This is a genomic window from Reichenbachiella sp. MALMAid0571 (assembly GCF_040151475.1).
Lineage (GTDB): Bacteria > Bacteroidota > Bacteroidia > Cytophagales > Cyclobacteriaceae > CAXBNB01.
The window spans coordinates 1-16,959 of sequence record NZ_JBDKWG010000068.1 but is presented as its reverse complement, the minus strand read 5'-3'; the positions used below and the strand labels follow the sequence as shown (position 1 = coordinate 16,959).

The 16,959-nt window shown below is 38.4% G+C and carries 14 protein-coding genes; 7 read left to right on the top strand and 7 right to left on the bottom strand.

Going from position 1 to position 16,959, the window contains the following annotated elements; all coding sequences use genetic code 11:
* Positions 1-215: 215 nt before the first annotated feature.
* Positions 216-1,424, bottom strand: coding sequence for a sensor histidine kinase (locus tag AAOP42_RS01100; RefSeq protein ID WP_349526604.1), 1,209 nt, complete (start codon positions 1,422-1,424; stop codon positions 216-218).
* Between the two features lie 118 nt (positions 1,425-1,542).
* Positions 1,543-1,686: a hypothetical protein gene (locus AAOP42_RS01095; RefSeq protein WP_349526603.1), complete on the bottom strand. Its 144-nt coding sequence runs from the start codon at positions 1,684-1,686 to the stop codon at positions 1,543-1,545.
* A gap of 455 nt (positions 1,687-2,141) precedes the next feature.
* Here AAOP42_RS01095 and AAOP42_RS01090 point away from each other — a divergent pair, with 455 nt between their 5' ends.
* Positions 2,142-2,747 (top strand): SET domain-containing protein, encoded by a 606-nt coding sequence (locus AAOP42_RS01090; RefSeq protein WP_349526602.1) that lies wholly within the window; start codon positions 2,142-2,144, stop codon positions 2,745-2,747.
* A 60-nt stretch (positions 2,748-2,807) separates the two neighbouring features.
* Here AAOP42_RS01090 and rlmN read toward each other — a convergent pair whose 3' ends face one another.
* Entirely contained in the window at positions 2,808-3,827 is a 1,020-nt protein-coding gene (gene rlmN, locus AAOP42_RS01085; protein ID WP_502947634.1) for a dual-specificity RNA methyltransferase RlmN, read from the bottom strand.
* A gap of 229 nt (positions 3,828-4,056) precedes the next feature.
* On the opposite strand from rlmN, the gene AAOP42_RS01080 reads away from it, so the two are divergent.
* The 3 genes from AAOP42_RS01080 to AAOP42_RS01070 are packed head-to-tail and all read left to right on the top strand — an operon-like array spanning position 4,057 to position 6,911.
* On the top strand, positions 4,057-5,280 hold the full coding sequence (locus tag AAOP42_RS01080) for a di-heme oxidoredictase family protein (RefSeq protein ID WP_349526600.1): 1,224 nt from the start codon (positions 4,057-4,059) through the stop codon (positions 5,278-5,280).
* 1 nt (position 5,281) lies between these two features.
* On the top strand, positions 5,282-5,695 hold the full coding sequence (locus AAOP42_RS01075) for a QcrA and Rieske domain-containing protein (RefSeq protein WP_349526599.1): 414 nt from the start codon (positions 5,282-5,284) through the stop codon (positions 5,693-5,695).
* A 19-nt stretch (positions 5,696-5,714) separates the two neighbouring features.
* Complete coding sequence (locus tag AAOP42_RS01070; protein WP_349526598.1) at positions 5,715-6,911, top strand: hypothetical protein; 1,197 nt, start codon at positions 5,715-5,717, stop codon at positions 6,909-6,911.
* Between the two features lie 18 nt (positions 6,912-6,929).
* On the opposite strand, the gene AAOP42_RS01065 is transcribed toward AAOP42_RS01070, so the two are convergent.
* Complete coding sequence (locus AAOP42_RS01065; RefSeq protein WP_349526597.1) at positions 6,930-8,144, bottom strand: MFS transporter; 1,215 nt, start codon at positions 8,142-8,144, stop codon at positions 6,930-6,932.
* A 204-nt stretch (positions 8,145-8,348) separates the two neighbouring features.
* Here AAOP42_RS01065 and AAOP42_RS01060 point away from each other — a divergent pair, with 204 nt between their 5' ends.
* The 3 genes from AAOP42_RS01060 to AAOP42_RS01050 are packed head-to-tail and all read left to right on the top strand — an operon-like array spanning position 8,349 to position 14,074.
* A complete protein-coding gene (locus AAOP42_RS01060; RefSeq protein WP_349526596.1) occupies positions 8,349-9,476 on the top strand; it encodes an efflux RND transporter periplasmic adaptor subunit in 1,128 nt (375 codons plus the stop codon).
* A 3-nt stretch (positions 9,477-9,479) separates the two neighbouring features.
* A complete protein-coding gene (locus AAOP42_RS01055; protein WP_349526595.1) occupies positions 9,480-12,698 on the top strand; it encodes an efflux RND transporter permease subunit in 3,219 nt (1,072 codons plus the stop codon).
* A 35-nt stretch (positions 12,699-12,733) separates the two neighbouring features.
* Complete coding sequence (locus AAOP42_RS01050) at positions 12,734-14,074, top strand: TolC family protein (protein ID WP_349526594.1); 1,341 nt, start codon at positions 12,734-12,736, stop codon at positions 14,072-14,074.
* Between the two features lie 8 nt (positions 14,075-14,082).
* On the opposite strand, the gene AAOP42_RS01045 is transcribed toward AAOP42_RS01050, so the two are convergent.
* From AAOP42_RS01045 to AAOP42_RS01035, 3 genes are all read right to left on the bottom strand, one after another.
* A complete protein-coding gene (locus tag AAOP42_RS01045) occupies positions 14,083-14,640 on the bottom strand; it encodes a thioredoxin family protein (RefSeq protein WP_349526593.1) in 558 nt (185 codons plus the stop codon).
* A 64-nt stretch (positions 14,641-14,704) separates the two neighbouring features.
* Positions 14,705-16,390 carry a DUF8614 domain-containing protein gene (locus tag AAOP42_RS01040; protein ID WP_349526592.1) on the bottom strand — a complete coding sequence of 562 codons (1,686 nt, stop codon included), beginning with the start codon at positions 16,388-16,390 and terminating at the stop codon, positions 14,705-14,707.
* 128 nt (positions 16,391-16,518) lie between these two features.
* Complete coding sequence (locus AAOP42_RS01035) at positions 16,519-16,845, bottom strand: hypothetical protein (protein ID WP_349526591.1); 327 nt, start codon at positions 16,843-16,845, stop codon at positions 16,519-16,521.
* Positions 16,846-16,959: the final 114 nt, after the last annotated feature.

Sequence of the window (16,959 nt, the reverse complement as noted above, 5' to 3'; positions counted from 1 at the left end):
GTCAAATTTCTATCTTTACTCATGATGTCTAAGTGTGGTAACTCAAACATCATAAACTTTAGTGGAGAGTCAAATCTCCACTATTGTATTTTTCCAAGAAGATTAAATCTAATCACATTTTTAAGCGGATGTCACTAATTTAAAATCGAAAGATGATAGTGTTATATAAATCGGTATGTTATTGTTTGATGATTGTATCATATTTCTATGCTGAATTATTTACTCTTTTTGAGTGTGAATATAAATGTTGAGCCTTTGTTGAGCTCAGAATCTACACGGATCGTTCCCCCTAGTGCCTCTACTATTTTCTTAACTGTGGCTAAGCCAATTCCATTGCCAACCTGGCCATATTTATCCTTAGGTGTCACTACTTCAAATATTTGGAATATTTTATCAACATGTTCTGGAGCTATGCCCCATCCATCGTCCTGCACATAAAATTCATAATGGGTTTCATTTTCGAAAACTCCAATTTCGATTTTTACAGAGTCTTCGTTACTGTATTTGATTGCATTTCCAATTAGATTAATGAGGATTTGCTCTACTGCTGTTTTGTTAGTATATATTTCTTTTAGTGATGATCGAAGGGTAATACTATTTTTTTCATCAAAAGAAAACAAACCGGACACTTCGTCTATGAGTGACTTTACTCCAATGGTTGAATATTGTTTGCTTATCTTTTTCTCACATCTGCTGTGTTCCAACAACCCTTCAATGAGTCTTTTAAGTTTGTCAGATGAAGAAGTAACCAACTCCAGAAGTTCCATTCCTTTTTGATCAACAATTGACCCATATTTTTTGGTAAATATTTTTATCATACCGGATATGATATTCAAAGGAGCCTTCAGGTCATGTGCAGCTATCATTGCAAATTGTCCTAATTCCTCGTTTCTTTTTTCCAGATTTTCTAGTGCTTTTTCCAGTTGTATTTTATTTTTTCTAAGCTTCAGTAAGTTCATTACTTGAGAAGATAGTGCCATTAATGAAGCTCTTTGTCCCTGATTTAAGCGCTTTGGTTTTTGATCAATGACACAGAGGGTGCCAAGAGGCAACCCATTGTCGCTTAATAGAGGTACTCCTGCATAAAAGATGATATGAGGGTTTCCTGTTACTAATGGGTTGTCATAAAATCGTTGGTCTTTTCGTGCATCCTGAATAATAAAAATATCACTTGGGTCATTTATTGCGTGGGCACAAAAGGCGTATTCCTTAGGTGTTTCGGTTGCATCTATTCCGTGGTGGGATTTGAACCACTGCCTTTTATCGTCTAAAAGGCTCACCAAGGATATAGGAGTGCCACAAATTTCGGCTGCTATGGCTGTAAGGTTATCATAGTCGGTTTCAGATAGTGTCTCCAGAATGGAATAAGATTCAAGTTCTTTTCTCCTTTCCTTTTCCCTATCATGTTCTTTCGGAGCTATCATATCTTTTCTACTCTACAACACCAATTACACCTCATTAATTTAAAGGATATAAAACTATTTGAAGATTTTATTTGTGTTTTTATTCTAAAATTTCAGACTGTAAGATAGTAATAGAGTATTAATTATGCTTATAGAGTGTTTTTAAATGGTCGGGTAGCAGCTTTGGATGGTCAGTTTGAATGATGTTTACTTCATTGTCGATAATAGAATCATAAGCTTTTACAGAGGTGATTGCATCATCATCTACAGATCCGGGGTGCATTGGCGAACAAAGCTTTTTTATATGGTAATATGTTATCTATAAATTGGGCATCTCTGTCATGACCTGAACCATCTAAATGGATAATGCCAAGAGAATTTTTTCACGATTTTGTCATGGTCTTCAATATTATATGGTTTTTTTATTAAAGAACACTCGGGAATTTTTTTGTTGCGTTTTCGAATGCTATGGTATTATCCATTGTAGAAGAAAGCATAATCCATTGCATTTTGTTCTTTGATGGTTTTGATGACAATATTGAGTCTATATTCTAATGTTTTGAAAAAAATGAAAATTAGCTCAGGTCAATTATCTGATAAACAAAAATATTTTTTTGTTTATCAGATACATATTTATTCGAACCTATAGATTATTATTGGTATAACATTTTACGAAAAAAGAGTTGTTGTTATTTCACCATTAAATATTGACTAAATCTAACAGACAGAATTTTTAAGATGATTCATCCAAACACAGAACTAAAATACATCCAGGACACTGTAGGTTACGGTGTTTTTGCCACACAAGACATTCCTGAAGGAACGATTGTATATGTAAAAGATAGTTTAGAGTTGGTCATTTCTCCCACCGACTACCTTATGCATTCCAATGACGTTAAAGAGATGATCGACAAGTATTCATATATGGATCAAAACGGTGACAGGATTGTCAGTTGGGATTTTGCCAAGTATGTTAACCATTGCTGTAACTGCAATACGATAAGTACAGGGTACGGATTTGAAATAGCCATTCGGGACATCAAAAAGGGAGAGCAAATCACAGACGAATACGGGATATTTAATCTGGAAAGCGATATGGTATTGTTATGCGGAGAATCCGGTTGTCGCAAAACGATCGGGCCAAATGATTTTGATACTTACTATAAGGACTGGGACAAAAAAATAGTGAAGTCCATTGGTAAACTGTTTCAGGTAGATCAACCTTTGATGGCGTTTGTCGAATCAGAAACCAGAAGCGAATTGGATTCCTTTTTTGAAAACCCCGAGTCGTATAAATCGGTGTATTCTTTAAAACTAAAAGGAGCGTACGTACCTGCCAGGTGAAATAGAATCAAAGCTTAAGGGGATTCGTTGAGTTCCCTTAAGTAAAATATAATAACCTCTTTAACCTTTATTTGCCAACTGACCACAGGCTGCATCAATGTCTTTACCCCGGCTTCTGCGTACGTTCACATTCACTCCTTTTTGTTCCAGATAGGTACTGAATTTTTCCAAAGTCTGTGGATCTGTATTGGTGTATTGTGCCTCAGAGATAGGATTGTATTCTATGATGTTTATCCTTGCAGGTACTTTCTTCCAAAATCTGTATAACTCTTCGGCATCTTTCAACGAGTCGTTGAAATTATAGAAAAGAATGTATTCAAATGTGATTCTGTTTCCAGTTTTCTTATAAAAATACTGAAGTGCCTTGGACAATACATCCAGCGTATTGCTTTCATTGATCGGCATGATGGTATTCCTTTTCTCGTCGTTGGCAGCATGTAGGGAAAGTGCCAGATTAAATTTCACTTCATCGTCTGCCAGTTTGGTGATCATTTTGGCAATACCCGCTGTAGATACTGTTATCCGTTTGGGTGACATGTTTAGCCCTTCGGGAGAAGTAATACGATCTATAGATTCAAGTACATTTTTGTAGTTGAGCAATGGTTCACCCATGCCCATATATACAATGTTGGTTAGCGGTGCATTGTAGTTTTCTTCTGCTTGTTTTCTGATGGCTACTACCTGATCGTAGATTTCGGATGCATCCAGATTTCTCAACCGATCCATATAGCCAGTAGCACAAAAAGTACAACTCAATGAGCAGCCTACCTGAGAAGAAACACAGGCAGTCATCCTGTCGTCTGTTGGTATCAGTACGCCCTCAATCAGGTGCTGATCATGTAGTTTGAACGCAGATTTTATCGTTTTATCATTGCTTATTTGCTGGCTGGCAGTAGCGATGGGGAGAATGGTGTATTCTTCCTTCAATTTGTTTCGAGTGTTCAAAGAAAGATTGGTCATCTCATCTATGGAAGTAGCAGATTTCTTCCACAACCACTCTTGGATCTGTTTTGCCCTAAAAGGTTTTTCTCCTATTGACTTAAAAAAATCAACCAAATCCTCTTTACTCGCCTTTCTCAGGTCTTTTAATTTCGCAACTGTTTCCACGCCGCAAATTTATGAGTATTTGATAAGTTTTAGGCTATTGTTTGCCGGTAATGTAAAAGCCGATCCTTTCGTCCGTTTAACCTTTTGACTTATGGCGTTCTATTTTTTTTGTTTTAAATTTAGATTAATCTAAAAATAATTACATAATATTGCAAATAAATAAATATTATATATCTAAATATATAATTAGAAAAATATAAAAATGATAAAGAATACTTGGATTGTCATTCTTCTGATAATGCCCTTGATGTGGTCTTGTAGTGAATTCTTTACTTCTGCACCTGCGGAAAACGAATTGCTAGATGGCCCAATGGAAGGGTTGAGTCAAGCGCAACTGACTACATTTATCAAAGGAGATGATGCCTTCGGAGAAGTATTTGTCCCAGGAACGGGTTTGGGGCCTTATTTCGTTACTGCTTCTTGTGCCCAATGTCATCCTGGAGATGGGAAGGGGCATCCAACCAATACACTGACCCGATTTGGTAAAATGAACGGAGGAGTATTTGATCATATGATTGAGGAAGGTGGGCCTCAACTGCAAAACAGATCCATTCCAGGTTTTATACCAGAAACAATTCCCTCTAGTGCCACTGGAATTTCCAGGTTTACTGCTCCTGCTGTTACCGGGCTTGGTCTGTTGGCGGCAGTTTCTGATCAGACCATCCTCGATATGGCCGATCCTGACGATTTAGACTCTGATGGTATTTCGGGAGTTCCGAATTATCAAGTACCACCAGCTTATTTCACCCCATTAGACATACATATTCCTGATTCTGAAGGAAGGTATATTGGTCGTTTTGGAAAAAAAGCAGGAGCTATCAATTTACTCATTCAAACCGTAGGTGCATATAAACAAGATATGGGAGTGACCACAGAATTTGACACAGAAGACCCAATAAATCACCTGGAATCAGACGCTCAACTGGCTGACGTTCCTGATCCAGAAGTAAGCACAGAAAAGGTAAACCACCTTGTGTTTTATTTATCTACCTTGAAATCACCTATTCGAAGGAATGAAGATGACCCACAGGTCTTGACAGGGGAGCAAATATTCAAAGACATTGGCTGTGAAGCATGCCACAAACAAACCCTGCTTAGTGCCTTCAATAGCATTTCAGTATTGTCAGAAAAGGAATTCCATCCTTATACCGACTTGCTTATGCACGACATGGGATCAGGATTGGACGATGGCTACACCGAAGGGACAGCCTTAACCTCCGAATGGCGTACACCACCACTCTGGGGTATAGGGTTATCAAAAGATGTACAGGGAGGAACATATTTCTTATTGCATGATGGTAGAGCAAAAAGTCTGGAAGAGGCCATTTTAATGCATGGAGGAGAAGCAGAAACCTCAAAAAACACATTTGCGGGATTAAACGAATCTGATGAAATGGCACTGATCAAATTTCTTGAATCATTGTAATATGGAAAGAAGAAAATTCATAAAAAAGTGTGGGACTGTAGGACTATCCTGCATGATAGGTCAATCTATTTTGACTTCCTGTAGTTCGGTAGTATATGCTCCTCATACTGTAGCTAACAACCAGATTATAGTTAGGAAACTCGATTTTCCATTTGAGCCAAATTATGTATTGATAAAGGATGAGCGATTGCCTGCACCTATTTATTTGTGTAGGCTCTCAGGAGAAAATTATGTGGCTTTGTTGATGGAGTGTACCCACAAAGGATGTGAAGTACAGCCTTTTGCAGATCAATTGCATTGCCCATGTCACGGAAGCGAATTTGCAAATACAGGGAAAGTTTTGGAAGGGCCTGCAGAAGAGGATTTGAAGAAGTTTCAGGTGACTACAGATGCTAAAAATATTTTTATATCGTAACAAGATCACCAGTAGAAGGATGAAAAAATATACAATAATATTGGTGTTAGTATGTACCATGTCGTACGTAAAGGCACAAAAAAGCGACACCACGAATTACACCAACCTTGAGGCTATTTTTACTCGCCCTTTTGTACTCAATGGACAGGCAGGAAAGGTGAATACCGCCATTGGAGGTTACCTGGAAGGCAACACCAATTATTTCAGTACCGATGGGGTATCGGATGGATTTAGTATGGAAATGAGACGATTCAATATTTTTTTATATGCCACTTTACACGAAAGGGTGAAGTTTATCTCCGAATTGGAGTTTGAGCATGGCACAGAGGAGATCGCTTTGGAAACTGCATTGATAGATTTTGAAATTGATCCGGCATTGGTATTTAGAATGGGGATATTACTTCCTCCTGTGGGTTATTTCAATCAAAATCATGACGGGCCAAAGTGGGATTTTATAGACAGGCCGTTGGTTTCTACTACTGTCATTCCTGCCACACTTTCTGAGATAGGGATGGGGTTTTATGGTAAAATCCCACTCAAGCGAAATATTTTTACTTACGAAGCTTATTTGGTTAATGGATTGCAAGAGGGAATTATCACCAATGAAACCAGCCGTACGTTGCTGGCAGCAGGAAAATCAGAAGAGATGCTTGCTGAAGACAACAATGGAATACCTTCGCTCACGGGACGGATTGCGCTAAAGAATAAGGTGATGGGTGAAGTAGGTCTTTCTGGTTACACAGGAATATATAATACCTTCAAACTGGATGGAATGATCATCGATGAAAAAAGAAGGGCATCTCTGATCGCTTTGGATTACAATGGAGGCATTGGAGAGTTGACGATCCTTGGGGAAGCTGCTATTTCCTATGTGGATGTACCAGAGTCCTATGGGCAGCAGTTTGGTTCTGATCAGGTAGGCATGCACCTGGATTTGATTTACCCAATAAAAAAAGGTCGGATTCTTTCTTGGAATGGCATGACACTTAATGCAATTTTCAGATTTGAATATGTCGATTACAACAAGGGGAAATTCGAAGAAATTAATGGGAATATTTTCGATGATATATTGGCAGTTGTGCCTGGCCTGAGTTTGCGGTTTTCCAAAAATACTTTACTTAAAGCCAACTACAGAAGACACTGGGAGAGGGATATTCTTGGAAATCCGACAGTGAAAACAGCAGGATTTCAGTTTGGATTTGCGAGCTATTTTTAATTAGAGTAAGAAGAATGATCAGACAGATTCATTTTTCAGCACCATTTTCGGTTCAGAAATGTATTTGTTTATCAAAACAGCCATTACTACAGAGGCAATTGCGCCAATGATGGCGTTTCCGAAAAAACCGAATTCCGTATAAACATAACCGGAAATGGCAGACCCAATTGCCATACCGATTTGTCCCACAGAAATAACCAGAGCCATCATTCTTCCCCGGGATTTGTCGTCAATCATCTCAGATGCCAGTGCCTGAAAAGGGATCATTCTGCCAACAGCCAACAGCATGATAATAAAAAAGACAGGATATGAGAATTCTATTCCAAAATCAAGAAAAAAGATAGAAATGGACATGATTAATCCAAGAAGAAGATTAGAAATGATGATGATGCTTTTTCGACCTGATCTATCTGATATTTTGCCTGCGAGAGGGCCGGAAAAAATGGTGGCCAATCCACCAATGAAGAATAGCAGGGCAATGTCAACACTGGATGCATTGTATTCGTTTTCCAGCCAGGTAGGGAAGTACACTATAAATACTGTTACACTCAAAAACATGAGCAAGTAACCCAGGGCAATGGTTTTTACTGATTTTATTTTAAGGATAGAAAAATAATCTTTGACTATATCGCCAATTTTGATACTGCAATTGGCAAGCTCTACTTTTGGTTGAGGTACCCAAAATAGAATCATGAAAAACGAAATAAACATGATGACAGCAAAAAATTGAAAAGGAGCATAAAAACCAAACATCTCTGAGACAATTGTACCGACAGGAATGCCTAAAATTTGTCCTGCTGCACTACCAGTTGCGATCACACCATTGGCCCATCCCCGGCGTTCTTTTGGAAAGTAGTCACCTATATATGCCACACACGATCCTGTAAGCACTCCACCTCCAAAACCGGACAGAATCCTCATGATTAGTATGGAAGTATAATCGAATGCTAATTGATGCAAAGCGAGAGATACAGCCAAAACGCCACTTCCAATTAGCAGTACTTTTCTACGCCCGATACGATCGGAGATTGGCCCGGTGAGCAAGGCAACTATTCCCAGTGTCAGGGCATAAGCCGTAATGAGTGTACCTCGAAGAGCATCCGGGATTGAGAGTTGTTCTCCGATTTGAGATAAAATGGGAGAGATGATTAAGAACTGACTGCTCGATGAAAACATTAAAAGCCACAGTGACAATAATATGAATTCTGACTTGTGTTTTTCTATTTGTGGCATTTGAGCTGGTTAGTGACAACCACCTTATACGGAAGGAATGGCAAACCGTTCCCGAATATCAGATAAAAACCGAAAAAGAAAAACCTCCTGATTTTCCCTTATAAATTGTGCAGAACTTTTCCGTTTATCAAAAAAAGTAATCTAAAAACGTAACAATTGATGTTATTTGCAGGTAGTTAATGAACAACTTTTTATATCCTTAAAATGTACCGAAAACTTATCTCACTTATCCTTGTGATTGTTATCCTTGGTGGTGCTCTTTATTTTTTTACAGTTTTGGCAAGCCAGAAAAAAGACCCACCTCAAAGAAAGATGCCTGAGGCAAAGAATTATGTGAAAGCACAGAAATTTGAGCCTGAAACTGTAGAAACAACAATTGAAGCTTATGGCAGAGTGGTATCTTCTCAGAGCATTAACCTGATAGCTGAAGTGGGAGGTAGGTTGATCGAAGGAAACGTACCTTTGAAGGAGGGACAAAGTTTCAAGAAGGGTCAACTATTGTATCGAATCTATAGCGAAGAGCAGCAACTGGACTTAAAAGCTCAAAAAAGCAGGTTTTTGAATACTCTTGCTTCTGTATTGCCGGATTTGAAAATAGATTTTTCTGGTAGTTATAATACCTGGCAAAAGTATTTTGATCAGATCGAACTGGATGAAAACATACCCCTGATTCCTAATGCTGCATCATCGAAAGAAAAAACGTTTTTGGCTACAAAAAATATACTTAGTGACTATTATGCTATCAAAAGTGCCGAGGAAAACCTAAAAAAATATACAATATATGCTCCTTTTGATGGCAGTATTAAAGCTGTCAATCTGCAGATAGGGACGGTAGTAAATTCTGGAGCGAACGTGGCTTCACTGATTCGGACAGATGAGTTAGAGCTGGAAATTGCTTGTGAAATGAGGGATATCAATTTTGTGGAAATTGGTAAAAAAGTAGAAGTGATTGCAGAAGCTCCAACATATCAGAAATGGGAAGGAAGGGTATCGAGAATTGCCGACTTTGTTGATGCCAACACTCAAAGTATAGGTGTATTTATTACAGTGAAAAATAAAAAAAGCAGTGATGTACGTGAAGGATCTTTTTTGATGGCTTCCATCCCTGGTAAGAAAGTAGAAGGAGCTGTCAGGGTTGCAAGGAGTATTATTAAGAATAAGGATGAGGTTTTTATAGTTCAAGGTGGTGTACTCAAAACACGGCAGATTAAAATTCATAAGTTGAATGAGAATTCGGCGGTGATTAGTGGGTTGGAAACCGGAGATGTATTGGTGACCGATATGCCTTCCAATGCTTCTGAAAACATGAAAGTAGAAATCATAAAAGGATAAGACATGAGAGCTGTAATTACCTTTTTTGTAAAATTTCCGATTTGGGCAAATACCATCATATTTATTGCAATCATTGGTGGTATCGGATCCTATACACTCAATTTGAAGAAGTCTTTTTTTCCTGAAAGAGAACCGAGAGAGATTACCATATCGGTGAATTATCCGGGTGCCGCTCCCGTAGAAATGGAAGAGGGAGTAACTATAAAAATTGAAGAAGCCATAAAGGGGATTGAAGGAATTGAGGAAGTAAGTTCGGTTTCCTCTGAAAACTCAGCCATCATCAGTATCAGATCCAAAAAAGATTATGATTTGGAGGAAGTAACGGTTGAGGTAAAAAATGCAGTAGATAGAATCAATTCATTTCCGGTTTCGGCAGAAAAACCTATAGTGGTAAAAGAAAAATCCACCTCCGGGGCAACTTTCCTTTCACTTACCGGAGATGTGTCGCTGTTTGATCTGAAGAAGGCAGCAGAGCAAATAGAAGATGATTTTTTACAGTCGGGTGTTATTTCTCAGGTAAGGATTTCCGGTTTTTCCAATCTGGAAATTTCCATTGAAGTAAAAGAACAGGACTTGAGGAGATACGGGTTGACATTTGCAGATGTTGCAAGTGCTGTAAGACAAAACAACCTTGATATTTCAGGAGGAACTATAAAAACTTCTAACGAAGAAATACGCATCAGAGCCAATGCCAAGGAATTTGATCCCACAGTATTGGAAGAGATTATTGTCAGGGCAAATCCTGATGGAACCAAGCTGTTGCTGGGTACTATCGCCAATGTCAAATTTCAATTTGCAGATGTACCAAACAAATACTTTTGGAATGGGAAGCGAGCACTAAGTATATCGGTTAGCAAATTGCCGGAAGAAGATATTGAAAAGATTTCTAGTTATGTTGACAACTATATAGAGGAATTTAATGCCAATAGTTCCAATATAACTTTACGAACAAATTTTGACTTCAACACCATCTTAAATCAACGGTTAGATCTGTTGATGAGAAATTTTGGAACGGGTCTGTTTTTGGTGTTGTTTACTTTAGGATTTTTTCTTTCCCTAAGGTTATCATTTTGGGTAGCAATGGGCATTCCTATTTCATTCTTTGGAATGTTTATCATCGGAGATCTGGCTGGTATTACTATCAATATGCTCACGCTCACCGGAATGCTTTTGGTAGTGGGAATACTGGTGGATGATGGTATTGTAATAGCAGAAAATATATTCACTCATTTTAAAAAAGGAAAAACAGCTTCTCAGGCCGCTATTGATGGTACATTGGAAATGGTGCCATCAGTGTTCACTTCTGTAGCTACTACCATAGTTGCTTTTTTGCCTTTGATATATCTTGATAATAATGGTTTCACCAAAGAAATGGCAATTGTGGTAATTGCCTGTTTGGGATTCTCTCTTATTGAAGCATTTTTTGTTTTGCCTTCTCATCTGGCTCATAAATGGGTCTTGTCGGAGGGGAATAAAAAAGGCTGGTACTATAGTTTTAGGTCTGGTATGGAGAAATACATAGATTTTGTCAGGTATAAAATGTATGGGCCATTTGTTCGAAGACTGTTGGTACATAGGTGGGTTTCTTTTACAGTGCCTTTGGTGTTTATCATATTAGTAATGGGCTTATTTGCCGGAGGTATCATCAAATTCACCCCTTTTAGTCGTCCTCCAATAGATGATATAAATGTTGATATTGTATTGAAACCCGGTACACATGAAGACATTACAGAAAGATATTTACGGCAATTTTCAAAGCAAATTTGGGAGTTGCATCAGGAATTGCTTGCCGATGGAACAATACAAGATTCGATTATAGCCAAAGTAAATATGTCTGTAGGGGCATCTTCTGACAGGATCACTACGGGTAGCCATGCAGGAAGTGTAGGTGTAGAATTTGAAAATCTGGATGAAAACAATATTTCCGGCCTTCAATTGGGAGGTATGATTCGGGAAAAAATAGGTAATGTTCCCGAAGCAGAGAAATTTACTATTGGTGCTGCTAATTTTTGGGGTAAGCCAGTATCTATTTCGTTGAAAAGTAAGAACATTGATGATCTGGAAAAGATAAAAACCGAGATCAAAGACATCATGGGAGGCATGCCTGACCTTCGTGACATCACAGACAATGCCTCGGCCGGTCAGAGGGAATTGGAGTTGGAATTGAAGCCTCTGGCTTACCATTTGGGTTTGACCCACGAAGAAATTACAAGGCAGATCCGTCAGGGATTTTTTGGAGAAGAAGTGCAGAGGTTGATTGTAGGTACGGATGAAGTAAGGATTTGGGTGAGGTTTCCAAAAGAGGATAGGTACAGTATTTCTCAACTAGAGTCTATGAAAATCAAACGGACAAATGGTATCGAATATCCTTTGACCGAATTGGTTGACTATGAAATCAATCGTGGGATAACGAATATTAACCATTTTGATGGCAAACGTGAAATCAGAGTGTCGGCGGAACTTGCCACATCAAAGACTACTTTGGATCCAATATTGGAAAAACTTAGTGCTGATGTTTTGCCGCCGTTGTTGGCTAAATATCCCGGTATGGAATACACATTCGAAGGGCAGTCTAAAAGCGGTGCTAATCAGGTAGATTCATTTCTTGCAGTTTTGGGGCCGGTCATCTTGCTGATGCTTATTTTTATTACCCTCAACTTCAGATCCTTTTATCAGACTACTTTGATATTGCTGCTGTTGCCACTGGGATGGGCTTGCGCCATATTTGGACATTTTTTTCATGATGCTGTGGTCTCCTTTATTAGTATCTATGGCATGCTGGCACTTTCAGGAGTGATTGTAAATGATGCAGTGGTAATGCTGGACAAATACAACAGGAATCTCAAAGAAGGCATGAATGTACTGGATGCCGCCAATGATGCCGGAACGGCTCGTTTCAGAGCCATACTTTTGACTTCACTTACTACAGTAGCAGGTTTGTTTCCCTTGATTTTGGAAAAGAGTTTTCAGGCTCAATTTATCATACCTATGGTGATATCACTTGCCTATGGCGTTTTGTTTGGTACCCTATTTATATTGTTTTTCTTTCCAGTAATGATCTTGTGTTTTAATGATATCAAGGTCTATGTTATTTGGGTTTCGAGAGCAATCTGGTGTCCGATTAAGGAAATATTTTACGGTGGCACATTTGAGATTCTTAAACCCGGAAAAGAAGAAGTAGAGCCGGCAATTATTGAAGAAAAGAAACTGGCTGGTTTTTGATGCTAAATTTTTATAGACCTGTTAATATTATTGCAATGAAATTCAAACTGCTGTTTGTAATACTTTTTATCACATCATTTTATGCTTCTCATGCTCAGGAGAAATTATCACTTGCCAATGCGATTGGTATAGGTCTGGCGAATAATTTTTCGATTCAGATTGAAGAGCAGAAAAAGATACAGGCAGCCAACAATAATACATGGGGACAAGCAGGTGCTTTGCCTTCTGTAGTGCTCAATGCTTCAGAAGGTTTTTCTCAAACCAATATCAATAACCCCGCTAGTTTCCTGAGTTCAGGGGCTATAAAATCCAGTAGTTTTAACCCGTCTTTGACTGCCAACTGGACGTTGTTTAACGGGTTTAATGTAAGAATGACCAAAGAGAAATTGGGATTGTTGCAAACACAAACGGATGGCAATGCTGCAGTGATAGTTGAAAATACTGTTCAGGCGATTATACTCGCATATTATACTGTTTTACTTGAAAAAGAAAGAACAGAGGTGTTCAGAAGTACCTTAAAACTCTCGAACGATCGATATGCCTATAGTAAGCTTAAGGGAGAATTGGGCAGTGCCGTGACTTTCGATATTTTGAAAGATAAAAACTCTTACCTTACTGATTCTTCCAACTACATTATTCAGGTACTCAATCATAGAAATGCTGTTAGAAACCTTAATTTACTGTTGGGAAAAGACGTGGATGAACAGTATCTTGTTTCTGATAGCCTGATGGTAGAGAAAAAAGATTTTTCATTGGATGAGTTGTTTGCCAGAATGACTGCATCCAATAGTAATCTTAAAAATCAATACATCAATCAGGAGATTTTAAAAAGAGACATTGCCATTTCAAAATCGGCTTTGTACCCAACCATCAGCCTGAATTTAAACGGGTCTAAAAACTGGCAGGGTCAGGATCTGAGTGATGCCGTTTTTGCAGATGGGTCAAATGGTAGTTCAGGAATTTCGTCATCTACTGCCAATTTAGTAGCAAATCTTACCCTCGCCTTTACCCTCTTTAATGGCGGAAAAGTCCAGAACCAAATAAAAAATGCACAAGTACAGGAGCAGATTGGTCAACTTCAAATAAAAGATATGGAGTTAACTTTAAAGCACAACCTTATAGGCAACTTTGATACTTATGCCCTGAGAAAAAGCCTTTTGGATATATCCGGAGACAATGTAAAAACTTCTGAACTCAATCTTCAAATGGGCGCTGATCGATACAAAAACGGCAGCATCAATTCCTTCGACTACAGGGATTTACAAATCACCTACCTTCAGACTGCACTCAACTACTATCAATCCATTTACGATTTGCTGGAAACGGAAGTCGAGTTGATGCGATTGACAGGAGGAATTTTAGGAGAATACAATTAAGCCAATTACTATTTCTTCCATTTGATATTGCAGCCCATGCTAGGGTATTGATCTGCCAGAATATCTGTTTCATTTATTAATGCGTCAAGCGTGTTTCGCAGGTCAGAGCCCGTTACAGGTTTGCCATTTCCCGGGGAAGAGTCATCCATTCTGCCTCTATACACGCATTTGACAGCACCATCGAAAACGAAAAAATCCGGAGTGCAGGCAGCCTGATATGCCTTGGCTACTTCCTGAGTTTCATCATATAAATATGGAAATGGGTACTCCTCTTTTAAGGCCTTTTCCTTCATTTTATCAGGTGCATCTTCCGGATAATTATTGATGTCATTGGCACTGATCGCTATAAAAGCAATTCCTTTTTTTTGATATTCTTTGGCAATCACTACAATTTCTTTTTCTACATGGATGACATAAGGACAGTGGTTGCAAATGAACATGATCACCGTTCCTGTATCAGATTTGAGTTCGGATAATGACACTATGTTGCCGGATACAGTGTCTGTTAAAGTAAAATCCGGTGCATCTGTGCCTAATGGCATCATTTCAGAATAAGTAAGTGACATTTGTTGTTTTGTATTTGTAATGAAAAAATAAATTAATGTTCTACACTTAGCTTTCCGTGCAAATTTATTGCCATTTAATAGACCTGACAGGAAGCACATCAATGGCTATGTCTTCTACTGTTTCAAATGCCTTGGTGAGTTGAGGTGTTTCTTTCGTCCATTTTGCAAAAAATGCTTCGACCTTTTCATTGTCTCCGTCTCCTTCTAAAATCATTAGATCAGCTGAAAGATTTTTGATTCCTTCTTCAAAATTATTGAAATCTATTGACCATTTATTGGAGGTTTCATCATAGTTGATACCTCCGTTTGCCAATAGGTAATTGAGTGAAATGGCAGCAGCTTTTCCATGAGCTTCATCCAGTCCAAACCGTATGGATCGGAACAAACTTCCTAAGAAGGATACATAATAATTTCTGGCTCCCTTTGGGTCAACCACACCTTCTTTCATCAGATAAGCCAGAGAATACAGTCCGACTACATCTGCTTTGGCTTCTTCCAAAGGGCTGTAATTTGGTCCGATGGCGGCATTGGCTGCCATTCCTTTTTTAGGGCCAACTTTCACAGTTCTTGGCCCGATGGCATGGCATATTTCGTGCATCAGTACAAACATAAAAAAACCATCATCAGACAAATATTGTAATTGAGATTCGTCTATTAACCGCATACTTACAGGTTTGATAATGGCATTGAACCGTGCCTCAAACATGTTTTTCCAGAATGTCTTCTTAGTGCCTTTTTTTGCATGTACTTCCGGATCGTTTGGAAGATTCGTGGCGACTGCTTGATACCCAATAGCACCTTCTCCGGTTCGGATAATGTCACGCACTACAATGAAATTGGCAGTTAATCCTTCTACCACAGATTTGTATTCGTCCGGTATGGGCAGGTTTTCTTCCATCCGCTGGAGGTAGCTCTTGTAGATTTCCAAATCTGCAGATGCCTGCTGATCCACTATTTCTATATAAGCCTCATATTTCGCTTTTATCCCTTTTATCCTGTCGGAGTATGTTTCAAAAGGGCCAAATACAATATCAAATTTCGTGTCTTTGGTGTCGATCCATGCTACATCCGCATCAAAGTAGTTGTCGGTAGTAAGTGCTTCTGCTTTCAGTCGTAGGAATTTTGAAAAAGATTCATTTTCAGATAAATCAGCAGCTTCATTGAGCAAGATTACTATCGGATCAATGTATTTTTTGTATTCCACACTGTAACGAACAGCCTCGTATCCGCCATTACCATCTTCTTTGATCACGGTATATGGATACATAAATTCGTCCTTTTCTTCCTGAGACAGGGTTTCCAGGTAAGCATCAAAAGCCTCGATGGTCATCCCCTTAGGGTAGAGTTCATCTCCTCCATAATATTCCTCATTACCATAGAAAGTTTCATATTCGTTGAGATGCTCGAAAGGTCCACCATTGCGCTTTACAAGTGTCAGCAAATCATTGGCATAGGGATCAGATTTCACTTTTTCAAGGCTGTCCCTGAGTTGCATACCGTACTTGGAAGTTTGCAACCAATAGATGGTATCTACATACATGGCAGCCTCTACCAGTTTTTTTAGAATCGCCTTGTCTGTATCGTTGTATCCTGTAGCATCGAAGGACATCTCGTAAGGCTCGTATTGGGAGAGGTATTGTTGGAGTTCTTCATTTTCTACTGATGTTTTGGTCAGACTTCCTTCCTTATTGGCTTTAGGTTGACAGGCTATAAGGAGTAGTGTAAATGCAAATAGTGGTATTTTTTTCATGGTTGTTGTTTTTTGTTTTTCTTCTTTTTGGGTGGCTTCTTGATTAAATCGAAATTTAAGTTTGGTAGTGTACTCTAAGACAATCTCTAAATTTTAGGCCTTATTGAAATCAATTGGTAAGATGTAGGTTACAGTGCTGTAATATCAGTAATTTCAAGGTTTTCTGGTATTCCATTCTTTTTAATTGTAAAGTTGAAATACAACTCTATTTCAATTTCAGTTGAACCTATAGATTGATGCTTGTCTTTTCCTGTTTGACTTACAGAATTATAAATATATCCTTCTACTTCTGCATTAACTATAAGAACGCCTGAAACAATCGCATAATCGCTAACAATTTCTACTTCTATATGTTTGCATTCAGACCAATGAAGATTATTAATGTTAATAAATCCATCCTTCAACACTAAGTCTCCTTCTTTAAATAATTTCCTAGGAGTCTGTCGGACTTTCAATAATCAGGAGAGTAAAAAATTCAATTTTCAGAACCTAAAATTAGATTTTGATCGTCCCTTTTTCGAATACGGTTTTGGTTTTGGTTTTTTTTCCTGTTTTTGCGCTAAACCGGA

What these genes read in the sequence shown, in the direction of transcription:
- AAOP42_RS01040 (WP_349526592.1), bottom strand. Translation starts at nt 16,390, where the DNA reads ATGAAAAAAATACCACTATTTGCATTTACACTACTCCTTATAGCCTGT.
- AAOP42_RS01055 (WP_349526595.1), top strand. Translation starts at nt 9,480, where the DNA reads ATGAGAGCTGTAATTACCTTTTTTGTAAAATTTCCGATTTGGGCAAAT.
- AAOP42_RS01065 (WP_349526597.1), bottom strand. Translation starts at nt 8,144, where the DNA reads ATGCCACAAATAGAAAAACACAAGTCAGAATTCATATTATTGTCACTG.
- AAOP42_RS01075 (WP_349526599.1), top strand. Translation starts at nt 5,282, where the DNA reads ATGGAAAGAAGAAAATTCATAAAAAAGTGTGGGACTGTAGGACTATCC.
- AAOP42_RS01100 (WP_349526604.1), bottom strand. Translation starts at nt 1,424, where the DNA reads ATGATAGCTCCGAAAGAACATGATAGGGAAAAGGAAAGGAGAAAAGAA.
- AAOP42_RS01080 (WP_349526600.1), top strand. Translation starts at nt 4,057, where the DNA reads ATGATAAAGAATACTTGGATTGTCATTCTTCTGATAATGCCCTTGATG.
- AAOP42_RS01050 (WP_349526594.1), top strand. Translation starts at nt 12,734, where the DNA reads ATGAAATTCAAACTGCTGTTTGTAATACTTTTTATCACATCATTTTAT.
- AAOP42_RS01045 (WP_349526593.1), bottom strand. Translation starts at nt 14,640, where the DNA reads ATGTCACTTACTTATTCTGAAATGATGCCATTAGGCACAGATGCACCG.
- AAOP42_RS01090 (WP_349526602.1), top strand. Translation starts at nt 2,142, where the DNA reads ATGATTCATCCAAACACAGAACTAAAATACATCCAGGACACTGTAGGT.
- AAOP42_RS01060 (WP_349526596.1), top strand. Translation starts at nt 8,349, where the DNA reads ATGTACCGAAAACTTATCTCACTTATCCTTGTGATTGTTATCCTTGGT.
- AAOP42_RS01095 (WP_349526603.1), bottom strand. Translation starts at nt 1,686, where the DNA reads ATGCACCCCGGATCTGTAGATGATGATGCAATCACCTCTGTAAAAGCT.
- AAOP42_RS01070 (WP_349526598.1), top strand. Translation starts at nt 5,715, where the DNA reads ATGAAAAAATATACAATAATATTGGTGTTAGTATGTACCATGTCGTAC.